We start from the raw sequence: 17034 nt of genomic DNA, 5'->3' as shown, positions 1-17034 counted from the left end.
CTACAGATGAGCTACTCGCAAGCGACTCCGTCGTCGTCGCGGTCCAGACCCGATCGGTATCCGGGCTGACCCCGGTACAGGGGTGCGGCACCAGCGGCGCGGGCTGCGGCGCAGTTGGCGTAGTACACGTCCGCCGGTTGGGGTGCGGTCGTGGTGGGCACCAGGGGTAGGGGGCTGGTGTAGGTCGTCGATGGTGATGGGGTGTGCGTGCTGCTAGGGCTTGGGGTAGCTGCGGGCGGGTTGGAACAGTGCGTCAAGACCGCTGTCATTGCCGCCTTCTCGGCCGAGGTGACCCACAAGCGGTAAGCAGACTTCACCATCACCTGATCAGCCACGTAGGTGCACCGGAAGCTCTTGTTGGGGGGCAACCACGTAGCGGCGTCTCCGTCTCCCTTGGCTTCGTTCGTCGGCCCGTCGACCGCCAGCAACTCCCTGGGGTCGTTGGCGAAGTTCTGGCGCTGTTCAGCACTGAGCTGCTGGGCTCCGGTCTGCCAAGCGTCGGACAGGGACACGATGTGGTCGATCTGCACCGCTGTCGAGGTGCTGTCTCCGCGGATGAAGCTAATGGTGCGACCGGTGTAGAGATCGTGCAGGGTGCCAGACGTCACGGCGCAGTTGTTTGTGCCGGCCTTGAACGAGGTGGCGGCCAGATCGCGACCCAGGATGTCGTTGCGGGTGTCGCACCCGTTGTGCCCATCGGCCACGGTCACGTCATCGGTCCACGCCTGCCCGAACTGCGCCCGGTCGTATCCCGTCTGCGGAGCACGCCCCTTCACCTGGAGTGTTGCCAGTGTGGCCAACGCTGCGTGGGCTGCGGGGTTCGACCCCACGATTGCCTTCGCTGGGTTCTGGGCAGCGGTGGAGCTCGAGGAATGAGTCGACGAGCTGGACAGCGCTGAGGAGTTCGATTTCGCGGTCGGGGTGGTCGGTGGCGTGGTGCTGGCGGCCGCGGTCGGCGTCGCACTGAGCGAGGCACCAGCTGTGGTCTTGATCGTGGAGCTCGGGCTGTGACCTGCGACCGGCGTCGTTGACGGGTTCTTCGCGGTGGCGCCCCCGACCACCAATCCGACGATTGCCCCAGCAATAGCGATGCCGCTCATCGCGCGGTTGCGTAGCAGTGCCCACCGAACCCTGCCTCGGACGAGCGCGACGACCCCGACGACAAGCACGTAGACACCGGCCAGGCTGAACAGCCCGCTGACGCCCGAGCTTGCCAATCCGATCAGGGCGGTGAGCAGCAAGCCACCCCAACCCGCCCACGCCGTGAAGCCGCGACCGCCGCTGCCGCTCGGTCGTCCTCGCTGAAGACTTGCCCCTGTACCCACGCACGCCCCCTGTATTGGTTCCCGGAGCGTAACTTACTGCGACGGTAGTTAAGCCCCCTGCGAGCAGGTGTGCATCGGATCACCCAACCGATGCCCCGAATCTGACCTGGTGTCTTGCGTCGAATCTCACCCACATCTCACGTCAGCTGACCGCGAGTCGTGCTTCATGCCGGAGTCGTACGGCGACTCATATTTCTGGTATCGCCGGGACGACGGACGTCTCGGAGGAGGCTGGGTGGTGGTCCGCAAGCATGAGAGCCGACCGTTCTCGGCGGCCGGAGCGCCGCCTTCGGCATATGCGGTGAGGTGAACCGGGTCGAGCACCTCTGGGACTGCCGGGTCGAAATGGCGCAGCACATCGGTGGTGATCTCGGAGCAGCAGCTTGAAGTCGCGCTGGTAGCCGTGTCGCTCAGGTCAGCGAGGAGCTACAAGAGTGTGTCCTGCCCGGCGTTGAGTCGACGCAACTGTGCGTACTCCAACAGCTCCGACGCCCGAGCGCTCTTGGACTGCCAGTCCTCCACAATGGTCTGGCCGAGGAGCACGTAGTACCACTCGCGGTCGTCCCGCAGCGAGGGATCCAGCGCGTTGATCTGCTCCACCCACGTCACAGCCGCCCGCTGCTTGCGCTTCACGTTCTCATCCGAGAGCGCGGACTGCGCCTTCGTCTCCACCACGTACACCTCGTTCGCCGTACGCACCAGAAAGTCCGGCGAGTACTGGGCGGGCATGCCGTCAGCCTTGAGGTAGGGGCGGCGAAGGAAGTCGTGGCGATACTCGTGGATCTTCGCCAGCGCCTCGATCTGGGTGTCCGAGTCCGCCCACTCGATGAAGCGGCGCTCCAACCCGCCGCCCACCTTCGGGACCGGCAGCTTGGGGTAGATGCACTTGGTGACCTCGACAGCGCAGGTGGAACGCACGGGGATGGTCTTCACCTCCGAGAGTCGGCGGTGCCGCACCTCCGCCTCGGCCACCTGCTGGTTCGCCTGAAGCTCGGTCAGCTTGGTGGCGAAGACGGCCGCCATATCGTGCGCCACGTCGTCCAGTAGGAGGACGCGCCAATTCTCGCCCTCCATGGGGTTGAACTCGCCACCGAAGAGGCGATTGCGAATGTAGGTATCCAGCCATCCAGTGAGGAGCGGTCGGTACGCCTGCATGATGGGGTACTGGCTGATGGACTTGAACTTCTTCGCGCTGCCGGTCATGTTGCGCCCGAGCGCCTCAGTGATGCGGATGGTCATGCGGGAGAGGTAGTCGTTGTAGCCGGTGGCGGTGAGCACACCGCCGTCCACCCGGTAGTCACCGAACTGTGTCCCCGTCTGCTGATCCTCGGAGACGAAGCGGTCCCCCTTGCCCACCGCCCGCAGGAGCCAATCGAGTTGGTACTTGCTCGTGCCGAGCGCCATGGGGTCCACGCTTGGCTGCTGTAGCTCCTCGTCTGCGTCACGGATGATGATGGGCGTCTCGAAGTCGTAGGCCTGGTAGCCATCCCGTAGGTCCACGTACTCCAGGTCACCGGTGGCTGACTTGTTATCGGCGTCGTCATCGATCTCGGCGATGTCCAGGCCGCCGTCAACGAGCTGGTTGTAGAAGTCGTTAAATGCGGGGTGCTCCACCACGAAGAGCACGTCGAAGTAGTTGTTGGGCTCCTGCTTCTTGCTGATGCGCTCGCGGGTCTCGCGCTTCAGCTCGTCGATCTGGTCGTTGCCCCGCCACATGAGGCGAAGTCCCCGACCCACCGTCTGCTCCAACAGGATGGAGGCTTGGGAGGAGCGCAGCGGAACCACCACGCAAATGTTGTTCACGTCGAAGCCCTCGCGGAGCATGAGCACGCTCACGATCACCTTGGGCTGCTCGTGACGGTCGACGTCGAAGAGAAGCTCCTTGATGGGCTCCCAGTCCTTCGCGCCCAGTTCCTGCTTCCTGCCGGAGTCCACCCGCAGGATGTCATCCTCGGACAGCCCAGTGCTCTGCAGGAACTCCACTACGTAGGGCGAAACGTTGGTGTCCTCGCAGATGACCAGAAGCTTGGGATGCTTCTGCTCCGCTACCCGCGTGAACTGGCTCTCCAGGATCTGAAGCTTCTTGAGCCCCGCTCGAAGCATGACGCGCTGCCCGTTGGACAGCCCGGTGACCTTGCCCTTGCCGTCGCGTTCGGCGCGGAAGTCTAGGGGGAGCGAGGCTACTTCCTTGCGCTTGTCGAGCGCGAGCGCCTTCACGAGCCCGAGGCGCATCGCGGTGCTGAGGGGGAAGTCCACCACGACGTGAGGGAACCATTGACGCTTCCGGTTCTTGCCGGACCCAACTTCGTTGTAGGGCGTGGCGGAGAAGTCCACCTGCACGAAGCGCCGTCCCTTGGTGGAAGCAATCTCCGTCAGGCTCTTCTGCCACTCAACGTCGGTGACCTCATCCTCTTTCTTCACCTCATGGATGTGGTGCGCCTCGTCATTGAAGACAAGCAGATCAGGCAGGTCGACCAATGCTTGAAGGGGACCACCTCGGGCATAGCGCCGGTCCAGCGTGTCGAGGGCGTTGCCGGTGGCAGTGCCCGGAGTGAGTGGGAAGAAGCTCTCCACCGCGTCCTTGGGGTCCACGGGCAAGCCGGGCACCGCGATCTCGTCCTCGTCGGACTCCTCATCGGAGAGGAAGTCCGGATCCTCCTGCCCCGCGAGCAGGTGCCAGTTGGTGATGGCGATGAGCCCAGAACCGGTCACCTTCCGTCCGATGTCAGCCTTGGCCAGCACCGATGCTTGGAGGAAGCCGAACACAGCGGTGCGGTAGTTCTCCGGGACGAAGAGGTCTTGCTGGGCGTAGATATCGCTGCTCTCGAAGTCCCGCTCACCCTCCCGCAGCTTCCCCGCGAAGGAGTCCAGCAGACGCTCGTACACCACGAGTCCCGGCGCGACGAGCAGAAAGTTGCTGGTGAAGCGATCGTCCGTAGGAGCAGCCAGCTTGTTGAGGTATTGCCAGACGAGGAGAGCGTTAAGCACCCAGGTCTTGCCGGAGCCGGTGGCCATCTTGGCGCCGTACTTCGGGTGGTCGTGGCGGGCGCGGCTCACTTCGCCGAGCGTGCTTCCCTTCAGCAGCGCCTCTGGTGCCACCTCCTCGTAAAGCCCGCGCAGAGTGGGGTTGTTGAGGACCTCGTGGGCATAGATGACGTGCAGGATGGCTGCCCGTTGCCCCTCATGAAAATTGAGAAAGCGGGTGTCGCAGTAGTCCTGCTCGATCCAGAAGCGCAGGAGTTCGGCGGTGACGGGGGTGACCTGCTCCAGCAGCTCGCACGGCTCGCCGGCAACGAGGTGGGGGATCTGGTCTTCGAGCAGCTTCGCGAGTCCGGCGGCGAGGGGGAAGTTGTCCACGGGCGCTGTCATCAGGAGACCTCCACTCCATCGATGACTACCTCGGACTCAAAGCCGAACACATCAACCGCACGCACGCATACGCGACGAGGACCAAAGTGGGCAGGTGAGTTCAGCACGGCGGTGGTAATGACGCGCAACTCGTCAGCGTCGTTGTCCGTGTTCTCACGATAGTCCTGCCAGACAGAACGGAAGATTTCACCGTCATAGTCCGGGTCCACCGCCCAATATTCGATGAGTGCAAGAGGTTCGGAGTTCATCACCTCCTGCAGCGCCTTGCGGTTCGCGTCGTCAAGGTTGATGGCTTCGGGTGAGAGCAGGACGTAATTGTCCATCCGCACCCGGAGCTCTTCTCCTTCACTTGTGCTTTTCCTCGAGGCGACATGTGCTTGTAGGTACTGAAGGGAAGCGAAGCGCACCGACGAGGCGAGGTTGTCCTTCCCCTTCTTCTTGAGGCGGTCGAGGAGGTCTGGCGGAATAACCAGCACTTCCAGGCGGTCATCGTTCAACGCAGCAATGTCCTGTCCGATGCCAGCGGAGAAGTTCCAGCCGAGCACCACCACCCTCTCGAAGCCGCCGAGCTTGGAATCTCGATAGCCCTGCGCACGGCGAAGTGTGGAGACAGTGGTGAGGCGGGCGGGACTGTCCGCGTAGACGAGGGTACGGGTGTTGGGCAGCCGCCCAAGCGTGCCGTTGGCGCTCTCCTCCGGAGGGAGGGGAAGCGCTCCATAAAGGTCGAGCACCACCTTCGCCAGGTCTCCCACCTTGTACTTCCGGCCGAGGGTGCTGCGCGCCTGCTCCACCTGGTAGTCGCCAATCGCCTGGTAGAGGAAGGGCTTCGCATCCTGGTCGATGAGGCGCTTACGGGTAATCATGGTCGCTGGCTTGCCAAGATCAACAGCAATCCAGCTCCGTCCTAGTCGCTCCGCGACCGCAGCAGTAGTGCCTGAGCCGGAGAAAAAGTCAGCAACGATAGAATCAGGATTGGAGGAAGCGGCGATGATTCGTTCGAGCAGTCGCTCCGGCTTCTGAGTGTCGTATCCGACTCTTTCCGCATCTTCTCGGTTCAACTGTTCAATGTCAGTCCAATAATCTTCGGGAATTTTTCCTTCGTCGAGATAATACCGATACACCTTGCCTGACTTGCGGTCAGTCTTCTCCTGGTATTCGCGCCCCCCGGCGTCAACTTTAGCTCGCATATGACTATTCGGTTTCCGCGGTTTCGACACCAACGGATCCTTCCCATTAAATATGCGACGGTCGCCTCGCCCGTAGAAGTACAGCGTATTGTGCTTTCGAGCAAACCGATCGGTACCCTTGCCCCCGATGCTGTAACACCAGATGATCTCATTAAGAAAGTTGTCCCTGCCAAAAAGATCATCAAGAATAAGTTTTACATATGGTCCAACGCGCCAGTCCACATGCAGGTATAGCGATCCTGCTTCTGAAAGCATCTCGCGTATGAGCGCTAGACGAGGCGTAATCATCGCGAGGTAGGACGCTGTTCCGTCCGCCCAAGTGTCCGAGTAAGCAAACTGCTCAAGAACGGTAGGACGCTGTTCGATGGTGGTCCCAGGCAGAGTGATCTTGGTGCGATAGTCCGCCTTGCTATCGAAGGGCGGGTCGATGTAGATGAGATCGAGCTTGCCTCGCAGGCTAGGCGTGTCCGCGTCGCCTGCCAGCAGGGCAGCCATGGCAAGCAGGTTGTCACCGTAGATAAGCCGGTTGGGCTCGCCGCCGACCGTGGTGTCCCGTGCCTCGCGGAAAAGGTCCTCTGCGTCCCTGTCTCTTGAAGGGATGACCAGTTCGCGAGTCTGGAGGGTGACGCGGTTGGCGCCCTCGATCTGCTCGAGGATCTGTGACGCCTGGCGCTTTCCGGCGGCGACGATGCCGGGCAGCTGTTCGAGGAGCGACTTGCTCATGTGGTTGACCCTCCACGGTCTATCGTGACGGAAGCTGAGCCCCAGCCTATGACGAGCACAGGCAACCCGAGCGATCGCCATCTGGACGCAACGATCGCGACAACCGCCTCCAGCGCCGGCCGGTCGGGGGAGGCGTTGCCTCCCTTCCGGCATCTAGGACGGGGTGATCCCAGCCCTCACGAAACTGCACACGGTGGGCGGTATGTGGCTCTGCGCGGATAGGTGCCATCTGAGCTGGCTCGCCGGTTAGCTGCTGGTTGCGGCGGGCCACGGATATTGCCTTTACGATTTTGACCGTTGGTCTGCCACCGACCGCTTGCTGGTGGTTGCTTTTGGCGTCGTACAGCAATGCGAATGCGCATGCCAAGGGGCGATCGGATGCTGGCGACCGAGCCTCGTCGCGATGTCCGCGGGTGAGATCTTAGTGAGAAAAACTGCGTCGGTGCAGGTCAGGGCTGGTGCATCGGATACCGGATGTTATCGTTTCGACCAGGCTGTGCCGATCTGCGGCTGTAGTAAGTGTGAAGCGGTGGGCACGAACCTCACGTCGGCCGAAACCACCCTAAAGAGTGGGACAATCTGAGCATGAGTTACGTGTCCGCCGCACCACAGGTGCTCGGCTTGCCAGTTGCAACACTGGCGCTGATCGTCTCGCTCTTCAGCTTCGCCATCGCGGTAGCGGCTCTCATCTGGCAGATCGTTAAGCATGTGTTAGACGGAGGGCGCGTAAAGGTGTACTTGAACGCTGCAATTCTAGAGCCGGACCTCATGCTTTCAACAAACCATTCCGGCCGTTTTCTGCTCCAGGACGACGCAGGAGCGCACAGTGTCAAGCGGGGGCGGGCGTTGGAGCTGGCTCAGTTGGTGGTCGAGAACCCTGGCCGGCTTCCTGTGACTGTTCATTCTCCCGGTTTAGCTTTCAGCGGGCACGGTAAGAAGAGGGAGTCGATCGTGCCGAGATTGTTTGGCACCAACGGGGCGTACGGTGTAGATGATGCAGTGACAGAGACGGTTGTGCGTCTGGAGCCTTTCGGACGCGTGGCTTTCCTTCTCGACTATTGGGCCGTCACTTCGAGCATCTTGAAGGATGCACGGAAGGGACGGGTTCTTGTGCGTGGGAAGGTTGGGGTGGGTGGTAGGGGAAACAAGCCACAAATGTCCAGTTGGAGACGACGCTGGCTCCTAACTCGCGGAATGTACACCGCCATCGAGGGGTCTCCCGAGCTCACCCCGTTTGCCGTTATCTGGGGTGTCATGTATCGCCACCTGCCAACGCGCGAAGCTGCGGAACAAGATGGTGATGCAAGGAGAGGCAGGCCAATCACACGAGAATCCGTGCTGTTCGTTCTCGACGAAGCAATGTCCCGCTTCGATGAACGACCAGCACGCGACCAGCTCGAAGCGGCTCTTGATGAAATCGCTGAAAAGCATGGTGACCTTCACCCCAGCTTTGGCTTCGCGCTGCTGAACTCCTATGAATCTCTTGATCGCATGGACGGTCACTTAACAGAATGGACCGAGGGTTTGCTCTACAGGAAAAGACGCTGAGGGTCGATGCAGTGGCAAACATAGAGCTAGATCTCATACAAGCGCAGCGTCAAGAATTTCAATGCTGCCCTCTTCACGCTCTCGCACCTACTCGACCTTAGGTGCAGCTGAGTGCTGCGCTGTCAACGTCGATTATCTGGAACCCGACTGCGCGCGGGCGCAACAATCAGGCCCGGGGTCCTTGCAAGTGCACAGCCGGACGTAGTACGGGCTCTGGGCAACAACGGCAAGGTCAGGGGCCGGTCCAAGGCGCAGGCTTCGGTAGAAGCTGCTGTTGGTCTCAGCAAAGTCGGCCCACTGCATCCTGCTGCCGACTTCACCCGTGGCGGAGCCGACGAGCCGCTTACGCCTCAGTCGAATTTGCAGAACTGTCATGTGGTCATACCTAGGCAAGGTTCTCGATGTCTCTGACGGCCGACGGGTCAGCAGGGAGCGCACGCAGGAAGCCCTTTGGTGAAGCAGGTGGCACTCTGTGCGTGAATGTGTCCTGTTGGGACCATCCAATCTGGAGTTGCGCTGGTAATCCTAAGAACCAGTAATGTAGTGGGCGCAAGTACTCCAACCTGCAAGTGTCCACGCATCTAGACGTGCCGACTGCATCCTGCGGGTCATGCGGTCTCGACCTAGCGTTCACGCGGGGTCCTGTTCTGCTGGAGGGGATCATTGAGTCGCACAGAGGCTTCTAGGCATTCACGTCGGGTGACCGCGCACCACAAGGTGTTGGTCGTACTTGGGTGGGGATGCCTACTGCTGCCCGTTTTGCTGGTGGTCTGCGGGCTGCTCATGGGCTTCGGTTGCGTTGGGGCCCACACCGTCGTGCTCTGGGGCCCTCTTGTCCTAATTGTCGTTCTGGGCGTGGCCGCTGCTGCGCTCGCACCACCCCAATCTGCGCCATCGACGCTAACCGGGCTACCGGAGCAGGTGAAGGATGACATCAGTGCGTGGGCTGCCATGCGAGTGGGCACAGGACACTCTGCTGACCAGCTCGCGGGGAAGTTGCGTTCAATACGAAACGCGCGACCGGGAAGCCTGCCATCGCTCGATGTGGTGCAGGCATACCCCTCCACCGCGGCAGCTTTGGTCGATGCGCTTCCGGGTATAGGCAGCGAACTTCAGCCTGGCGAAGTGATCGAGGCAGTCCTCACGCTTCGCGACAATTTTCCGGGGTCTCGACCACTTGGAGCCCTCGCCATCACGAACTCACGCGTCATCCACAGTCAGGTCCGAAATCGAAACGCGTTCGTACGGCGTGACATTCAAGGATGTCTCCGCCCGGACAACATCCCCCTTGTCTGGTTTGGGATCGCTGGCAGCACCGCCGGCGGTTTCATGCCCGTCACAGGTACCTGGGGTGGTGAGTTGCCAGGAGCAGGCTGGCCAGTCGGCTTCATCGAGGAACTGCCCCGTCTGTACAGCAGTACAGATGGCCTGCGTCGCGCGTGTCCAAGATGCGCCGAGCACATCGTGCTGGACGCATCTGTCTGCCCATTCTGTGGAAATGAACTCCCGGGTGCGCCACGCATCACCCCCGTGGAGAACTGAAACTGTTCACACTCTGCGCGGTCGTGCGCCACAATCAAGTCATGCCTCAGACCGTGCAAGACTTCAACATTGCAACAGCAACTGTTGGTAGTGGCCTCTTCGCCCTCATGTTTCTTGCGCTGCAACTGCACCCCGAAGTCTGGGCGGACGTGCATCGGCGCGTAGCCGCAGTCGGATTCCTGCTCGAACTCCTGATCGTGATGGTCGTCTCCCTCCTGGCGCTCGTGCCCGGAACACACCTCAAGATAGCGGCCGTCTTCGGTGCATGCCTCGGTTTGGTGACGTGCGTTGTGCAAGTTCCGCTCTTCATGATCTACGCGGGGAAACCGGCCATCGGAGATCTACATCTCTTTGATCAAATCCAGTACTTCGGCTTCTTCTTCTCCGAGGGAATCTATTTTTCTTTGCTCTTTCTAGCGCAACGGCACGCCACGCTCGTCTACGGGGTGCCATATGTATTGGTGTGGCTCTGCTTCTCGGGCTCGACGGAGATTGGTCTTCTTCTGATGTTCCCAATCGCCCAAGACGACAAAAGGCGCTCCGCCTTGGGGTGGCCCAACCGAGAAGTCGCTAAGGTGGGGGTGGCATCTATTCCGCCGGAGAAATAGTGTTTCCCCAGACTCATACCGCTCACCGTTAAAAATCTGCGCAACGAGGTCGCCAACGGTAAGTGAGTAGTGGCTTTATTTCTCGAGACCTCGTGCATTGAACACAAGATTTAACCAGTGCCCCCTTCCACCGCCAGTGGAAGGGGGCATGAGAATCACACTGTGGCTAGGACCTGGTTGAGGGTGGTGCGAGTGTGTTGGTCAATCTGGGTGAAGTCGCCGGTGATGGTTCGCAGCATGTTGCGTTCTGGGCGTTGAGTGCCGCGGATGGTGGCGTGGTGGTGCTCGTAGGTGTTGACCGCTTGGAGGACGCCGAGGGCGGTTCCTGCCCACGGCGTGACGCGTTGATCGTGCCTGTACAGCGATTCCAAGCGTGCTCGTTTGGAATCAGCCAGGGTATGGGCGCGGCCGGTCACGCGTGACCCGTCGGCACCAGTGGTGGGGATGGTGGTGTCCAGGAACGTGGCCCACTGCTGGTCGGTGACTGTGGTCTGGGTCAGTTGGGTGATCTCGTTGGCGAAGTCCTCTGCGAGGGTGTGCACGATCGCGAGGGCGTCCCGTGCTTCCCCGATCTTGGCTTGGGAGTAACGGGAGTGCTTGACCTTGTAGGCCTGTCCTTTCTCCGACAGGGCTGCGCCGAGGGTGTTGTCGCAGACGGTGGCGGTGATGGTGCGTTTGAACGTGGTGGCGATGGATCCGTCGAAGCTGGTGGTGGCCAGCAGGTTGGGGCGGAAGTCGAATCCTTCGGGGGTGGCAACGGTGTCGGGGATGGACACCTCCACCCACGCAACCGCTCCTTGCTTCAGGAGGCCGGCCGAGGAGATGCAGAGATCGTCGTCCAGGACGGTCGCGACAGTGTCCAGCAGCCAGGTGCGGTACTGGTGCATCTGGTAGCCGGTCGTGAAGATCCCCATCAGATGGTGGTTGTCCGAGCGGGTGATGGCTTGCCGGTCGGGGGTGACCGCCCAACGCACCGGTTCCCCCTGCCCGTCCAGGTGGGTCATGGTCTCCAGATCGGCGGGGACCTCCACGGCGAGGGGTCGTGCTTGGGCGTCCCAGTTGAACAGGCGCCGTTCCACATCCGGCAGGGGGATCGGTCCGGGGTAGTGATTGGACTCCTCGCCCTGGTCTTCGGCGCGGTAGTGCCAGGCGTGGCCGCGCTGGTCGGTGTTGCCGATCAGGGTGTGCAGGTTCAGGTCGTGCATCGTTTCCTTCGACATGACAGTGGTTCTTCTTTCTGTTGTGGGCATGACGAAGCCCCCGGCCGGATGGCTTCGGGGGCTGGTTCTGCGGGTGGTGCAGCTTGTGGCGGGGTCAGGTGGCGTATCCCCAGTCGTCGGGGTCGTCGGGGCGGTGCTGGATCAGCAGGGCTGCGATGAGGCGGGCCAGGGTGCGGTAGGCCTGTTGTTCCCGTCCGACGAGTGCTTCGGCGAGGGCGGTGATCAGCTCCCGGTAGACGGGGGAGCGGGACAGGCGGTGCACGTGCTTGGCCCAGCCGGTACGCATCGCGGTGGCGAGGTGGTGGCCGTACCGGGTCAGGGCCTCACGGGCGCGGGTCAGGAGTTGGGGGAGGGGGATGGTCATGCGTTCTTCCTTTCGGTGGGTGTGGAGAGTTGCTCGGCGAGTGCTGCGGCGGCGGTAGTTGCTGCCTCGGTGGTGACGTGGGCATACACGTCGGCGGTGATCCCGATCCCGGAATGACCCAGACGACGACTGACCTGCAGCAGGGGTTCTCCATGAGCCAGGCCCAGGGAGGCGGAGGTGTGCCGTAGGTCGTGCAACCGAATCTGCGGCAGGCGCAGCTGTTTGGTGAGGGTGGTGAAGTGCCGCGACACGTACGCCGGGGACAAGAACGTCCCGTCCCGGTGGAAGACGTAGGAGGTGGCGATGTCCGTGCCGGGATCACTCGCAAGGACCGTGATCCGGTACCGGGCGCGGAGCATGTCGATGGTTTCGGGGTCTAGGTGCACGGTGCGTATCCCGGAGTCACTTTTGGGGACACCAATGGTGGGCTGGCCGCTGATAGTGGTGATGGTGCGGGTGATCGTGACCGTCGCTTCGTCGAGGTGAAAGTCGGACCAGCGCAGTCCGATGGCTTCGCCGCGGCGCATCCCTGTCAGTAACAGCATCCGGTAGGCCGGATACAGCTCATCGCTGGTCGCATCCCTCAGGAAAGTGCGCGCCTGATCTGCGGTCCACACCGCCGCTTGATACCGCAGGGGCCGGGCGAGCTCCACCGTGCTGGCAGGGTTGCGGCGGATCAGTCCACGCTTGACCGCGGTGGCCAGAGCGCTGTGCAGCGTGGCCAGGATCCTGCGTAGAGTCTGCGGCCGGACCGGACGGTGACCAGGTGGAGTTCTCGCTAGATCCCGGAACAAGTCTTCGATGTGGTGGGCACGCAGGTTGATCAACCGCAGACCACCCAACCGGGGGATGAAAATGATCTGGATGTGGCGTGTGTACTCCGCCCTGGTTGCAGGGCGGAGGGCCTCCTTGCCGGCCAACCACCCGGTCAGGTAGTCCTTGACCAGGATCGTGGTGTCGTAGTGATCCCCAACCCGTAATTCCTCCGAGGTCTTGGTGATCCAGGCTTGTGCGTCTCGTTTGGTGTCGTGGGTGGTGGTCTTCTGACGGCGGTGACCGTCGGCGGTGGCTGGGAGGTCAAGGACCGCGTACCACCGGGTCGGGGATCCGTCAGCACGGGTCCTGCGGTAGATGTGACCTGTCATGGTGGAGCCTTCCTCTGATTTTGGGCATGAAAAAGAGGGCCACCGATTACCGGTGACCCTCGCAGGGTGAGGAACCCCCAAAGCGTTCTGTGGGGCTCTTGGGGTGGCAGTTTGTCCAGCTCACTCCAATGTGGGCGTGGTTATCTGCGCAGTTCTATTCTACCATCTGTTGCGCCTAAAAGATAATTTAGAGATCCCGGACTGGACGGACACTTTAGCTTCCAGGCGCTCGCGTCAACAATGGCGACCTCGGCCTTTTTTCGGCAATCTCTTGCCACTTGCCCTGCTCTTCGAATGCCTTAGTCTCAGCTTTCGGACTTCTCCTTGAGGAGTGTCTCGTCTTGTTTGGCCTTGTCGTTTAGCTACTTGAAGCGGTCGCTCTTCAATCTCAGCCCATGCGTCTTCAGGCAGATCGGCTATGTTGAAGCTCTTACGCTCTTCCCCTTTCGGTTCTACTGTTTCGCCAACCGGCGCGGGTGGTGTTGCTGCGTCTTCCTACTCTTCATCGAGGATCGGTTGAGCGTAGTGGTTGTTGGCGTCTGCCATATATTCCCTTCAAAGTGCTTTACGTGGACTGCCCAAGAGTTAATGGGTTTACTCTGAAATGATGTCTAATTTTTCAGAGAAGAGCAACGGCTAAATATTAAGCTCTACGGATCTCTGCCTCAGGGCTGCGTTGAGGCCGTCCTCTAAACTGTTCATCCGCTCAGGAAGAACAATTGCATCAATTTTGTCTACCGGCCAGAATGTGACCGCGTGGTCGCTCTTAATTGGAAATCCTGGCCATATCTCGTTATACCCGATATTCTGATCTGCATCGATCAACCAGTAGTCTCTGCTGTCCAACGAGTCGCCGCGATTCATCAGGAGTGTTCCAACGCGCTTCGTGCACACCACCATTTTGACCCACTTCCTAAACCAGCCATGGGTCTCTATTGATTGAATCGTGAACGGTTCGGACGAATAGGGGCACCTGTCACCGGCCGAGAGTGAGATCATCGCATCAAGCTGCTCCTGATTGCAATCCCCGCCGTGTGAGTCTCCCGCGATAGTGATGCCCAGCGAATGCGAATGGGTGAGCGATCGGCCCTTGTGCGCCACCAAGGCGGCAAATTGTTCGATCAATGCCGCGGTCCGCTGACGCTGGTCGACTTGTTCCTGTTCAAGTTTGGTAGATGCGACCCGAGTCATTTCCTCATAATGGGGGGTACAGGCAACAGCACCGTCAATCCACTTCATGCAGTGGAGGGCAACGGGTCGCTGGCACGTTGTGCAAGCACCCACGGATTGCATCCCGTGTTCGCACAGCGGTACTGATCCAGCACTGGTGTTAGGGATCTGGAACACCGTGCCGCACATGACCTGTGTCTGTGTCGGGCCCACCGCGCCGGATGGGTGCAGACCAGTCGGTGCCAGGTAGCTGCCGTTGCACCGCGCAAGGCCGGGACCAATCTGCGTGTAGTGGGGGCTTCCACAGGTGGGACAGTTCATCATCAGATGATGGCGCGAGCACGGCTTGCCCGGGTGGTCTTTCGTCAAGCCTCTCGGTTGGGCTGGTTGGGCTGGTCTCGCGGAGTACGGCTGGCCTGGGAATCTGTTGCAGACTCGCTGGGTGACGCCGCATCGAGCGAGTGCTTGCAGTTGGCGGGGAACAGGCGGCCAGCTGTCGCATCGCCGATGGTGAAGTAGCCAGGCGTGTTGCAATTTTGCTCAAGATCGCACGCTCCCAGTTCCGGCAGTTATCGGTCGCACCGTGTGACGAGACTCGCACCAGGTCGTCACCGACGCCGCTGAGTAAGTTGATCATGCCGGTGTTGCGAGCCTGCGTACCGAGCGTAGTGCTCACCATGTCGGCGTAGACGCCAATAGCCCAACGCTTACCGGAGCGATCTACCAGCGTGTGGGTCTCCATAGGTAGGTAGGTCTTCTCCCCGATCGTGATGCAGTGCGCGATCTCAATGCTGGTTGGGTCAGCGCTGACGTTGTTTGGGTGGAGGTCGGGGAAGTAGTAGTCCGGCATCACCTGGTTGATTATCACCGACGGCTCACCGCTGGGACCAGCGCCGATGCGGACCTTAAACACGACATCGCCCTGCGTTTTTTCGTCAGCGGTTTACCCTGTTTGGAAGCCTTAAGAATGATGGCCAGTGAACAGTTGCGTGTTGAGGTGGTGACGATTTAGCCGCGTTGTAAAGATCTGGTACTGGAGAGTATTCGATGAGCTTGTTGACGCCGCCGTGCAGCGCCTCGAAGAAACACTATAAGTAGCGCCCAGCAGCAACACTAGAAGCGAAACGAAGTGCAAACGTTCTCGAATATCAATGGCGCCGTCGTGACACGGCTCGATACATACTCCTGACCAAGAGGGGAGGGCCAGTGGGCTTGCGAGACTGTAATCACACGTCGACCAAGTTCGCCTTCACCTCGAGGGGACTACCAGCGGCTCAAGCCGCAGACCACGAACAGGTATCGGTCTTGACCACTGGTGGGCCGGAGGTTAGTGGCACGAACCAGACCCGCACTTCGAGTACGTACCGCAATCAGCCTGAATGATGCCTCCGACGGGCACTGCGGTTGTCAGGACCGGTCTCGCAATGGGCGGCGCCCATGGTTGCCTACTGGCCAAGGTAGACCGTCGCACCGCCGCTCGTGGCGGTGCACTGAGGACTGGGTGGGTTGGTGCATTCCAGCGTGTATTCCTGGCGGGTTACTGGGCTCGTCGCAACGATTTGCGTTGGCGTGCTTCCACCCGCCTCTTGCTGCCACCAGGCCGCGGCGATCGCTTTGGCGAAGGGGCAAGACGTTTTTGAGCCCGCGTAGATCTCCCCACCTTGCTGATCCGCGCCACAGTCGGTGCTTCCTGCTGGGCCCACGTGCGGGACGACGGCACAAGTGTCGGAATGGCTGGCGCAATAACCGTTGAATAGGGAGGCGGCATCGTCCCGAGCGGTCGCATTCGACCAGTACGTCGTGGCGTTCGCGCCCGTGATGTCGCTGGCCATTCGAGCGAACGCCTGGGTCAAGATCGACTTTGTTTCGCTGTCAGGCGCCGCAGCGAGCGCTTGATCCTTGGTGAGGCCGCTGTGGGCGTCGAGGAGATTCGCGAACGAGTTGACGCACGGGTTGTCATCAGGGTGAGCCACCCCGGCGGTTGCGACTGGACCACTTGCAGGGGGTGGTGCCACCGTAGTCACTGATGCACTTGGCTGGTTGGGGTTTGCCGGTGCTCCACCGGAGAGGGCCGCGTTGGCGTTGGGCGTGCCTGATATGCATGCTCGATCCGCCAGTGGGGCGCCATCAGCCATGCCTTGGAGCAGGCCATCACGGTTCAGTCCCTCAGCGATGTCCTCCAAGAACCACGCGACCTGCAGGTAATGGTCGGATGCGGGTCCGTATTTGGCAGCGGGATTCTGCCCATCAAGCGCGCCACCAGACCACAGGTCGGCAGCATCGACGAGGAGGGTCTTCGCGCAGGGGGAGTGAACGAGTCCGTGGTAGTCAGTGGGCTTGACTGCGGCGACGCAGGCCGCCTTGACCTTGGGCAACGCAGCGGCGAAGCCCGCTTGTTCACCGTTGGTGGCGGCCATCTCGACGTTCGCGAGCGAGCCATCGTTGTAGGCCGTGTAGCGCGGGGAACTTGCTCCCCAAATTTTCATAGTTTGAGGGTCAAGGTTGCCGCCTGATTCGATCTGTGCCATGACGTCAGACACGCAGCCGGCCTGGTCGGACACAGGTGTATGAGGTGCCGAAGCTGCGGCAGCGGACGTGGCGCTGACACCCCCCCCTATGGGTTGATGATCCGTCACTATTCGAGCAAGCCGAGAGTGGCCCCATCGACAAAGCGATGGTCGCGGTAGCAATACCGGTCGTGACTTTGGCCCGAGTCCAACTCATATCCATACCCCCGATGTCATCCGCGCCCATGCCCACCGGACGCCCGGTCGAACAGTAGTGGTCACGTACGGTCGCTGGGACACCACGGAGGCGGAGTTTGGGTCTCAAC

At 61.1% G+C, this 17034-nt stretch carries 11 protein-coding genes; 3 read left to right on the top strand and 8 right to left on the bottom strand.

The genetic code is table 11. From position 1 onward, the window contains the following. Positions 1 to 11: 11 nt before the first annotated feature. From JOB34_RS03085 to JOB34_RS03075, 3 genes are all read right to left on the bottom strand, one after another. Positions 12 to 1241, bottom strand: a complete 1230-nt coding sequence (locus tag JOB34_RS03085) for a DUF1524 domain-containing protein (protein WP_243757528.1) — start codon at positions 1239 to 1241, stop codon at positions 12 to 14. A 510-nt stretch (positions 1242 to 1751) separates the two neighbouring features. After that, positions 1752 to 4694 carry a DEAD/DEAH box helicase family protein gene (locus JOB34_RS03080; protein WP_208051339.1) on the bottom strand — a complete coding sequence of 981 codons (2943 nt, stop codon included), beginning with the start codon at positions 4692 to 4694 and terminating at the stop codon, positions 1752 to 1754. Beyond that, positions 4694 to 6604, bottom strand: a complete 1911-nt coding sequence (locus JOB34_RS03075) for a site-specific DNA-methyltransferase (protein WP_208051338.1) — start codon at positions 6602 to 6604, stop codon at positions 4694 to 4696. The genes JOB34_RS03080 and JOB34_RS03075 overlap by 1 nt, the downstream gene beginning before the upstream one ends. A 585-nt stretch (positions 6605 to 7189) precedes the next feature. Between JOB34_RS03075 and JOB34_RS03070 the strand changes: the two genes are divergently transcribed. Both JOB34_RS03070 and JOB34_RS03065 read left to right on the top strand, forming a co-directional pair. Next, complete coding sequence (locus JOB34_RS03070) at positions 7190 to 8152, top strand: hypothetical protein (RefSeq protein WP_208051337.1); 963 nt, start codon at positions 7190 to 7192, stop codon at positions 8150 to 8152. A gap of 1583 nt (positions 8153 to 9735) precedes the next feature. After that, entirely contained in the window at positions 9736 to 10302 is a 567-nt protein-coding gene (locus JOB34_RS03065) for a hypothetical protein (protein WP_208051336.1), read from the top strand. A 155-nt stretch (positions 10303 to 10457) separates the two neighbouring features. Here JOB34_RS03065 and JOB34_RS03060 read toward each other — a convergent pair whose 3' ends face one another. The 4 genes from JOB34_RS03060 to JOB34_RS03045 all read right to left on the bottom strand — a co-directional run bounded on the left by JOB34_RS03060 (position 10458) and on the right by JOB34_RS03045 (position 14270). Then, positions 10458 to 11522: a DUF932 domain-containing protein gene (locus JOB34_RS03060; protein WP_208051335.1), complete on the bottom strand. Its 1065-nt coding sequence runs from the start codon at positions 11520 to 11522 to the stop codon at positions 10458 to 10460. 94 nt (positions 11523 to 11616) lie between these two features. Further along, positions 11617 to 11886, bottom strand: a complete 270-nt coding sequence (locus JOB34_RS03055) for a hypothetical protein (RefSeq protein WP_208051334.1) — start codon at positions 11884 to 11886, stop codon at positions 11617 to 11619. Further along, positions 11883 to 12806, bottom strand: coding sequence for a site-specific integrase (locus JOB34_RS03050; protein WP_208051333.1), 924 nt, complete (start codon positions 12804 to 12806; stop codon positions 11883 to 11885). The genes JOB34_RS03055 and JOB34_RS03050 overlap by 4 nt, the downstream gene beginning before the upstream one ends. Positions 12807 to 13667: 861 nt before the next feature. Further along, positions 13668 to 14270 carry a hypothetical protein gene (locus tag JOB34_RS03045; protein ID WP_208051332.1) on the bottom strand — a complete coding sequence of 201 codons (603 nt, stop codon included), beginning with the start codon at positions 14268 to 14270 and terminating at the stop codon, positions 13668 to 13670. Positions 14271 to 14976: 706 nt separating this feature from the next. Here JOB34_RS03045 and JOB34_RS03040 point away from each other — a divergent pair. Next, positions 14977 to 15213: a hypothetical protein gene (locus JOB34_RS03040; protein WP_208051331.1), complete on the top strand. Its 237-nt coding sequence runs from the start codon at positions 14977 to 14979 to the stop codon at positions 15211 to 15213. Positions 15214 to 15646: 433 nt separating this feature from the next. Here the strand turns inward: JOB34_RS03040 and JOB34_RS03035 are convergent, their stop codons facing one another. Next, complete coding sequence (locus tag JOB34_RS03035; protein ID WP_208051330.1) at positions 15647 to 16729, bottom strand: hypothetical protein; 1083 nt, start codon at positions 16727 to 16729, stop codon at positions 15647 to 15649. Positions 16730 to 17034 lie beyond the last annotated feature (305 nt).

It is taken from the genome of Allobranchiibius sp. GilTou38 (assembly GCF_017565325.1).
GTDB lineage: Bacteria > Actinomycetota > Actinomycetes > Actinomycetales > Dermatophilaceae > Allobranchiibius > Allobranchiibius huperziae.
The sequence above is the reverse complement of the archived record's forward strand: the minus strand, read 5'-3'. Positions and strand labels throughout refer to the sequence as shown.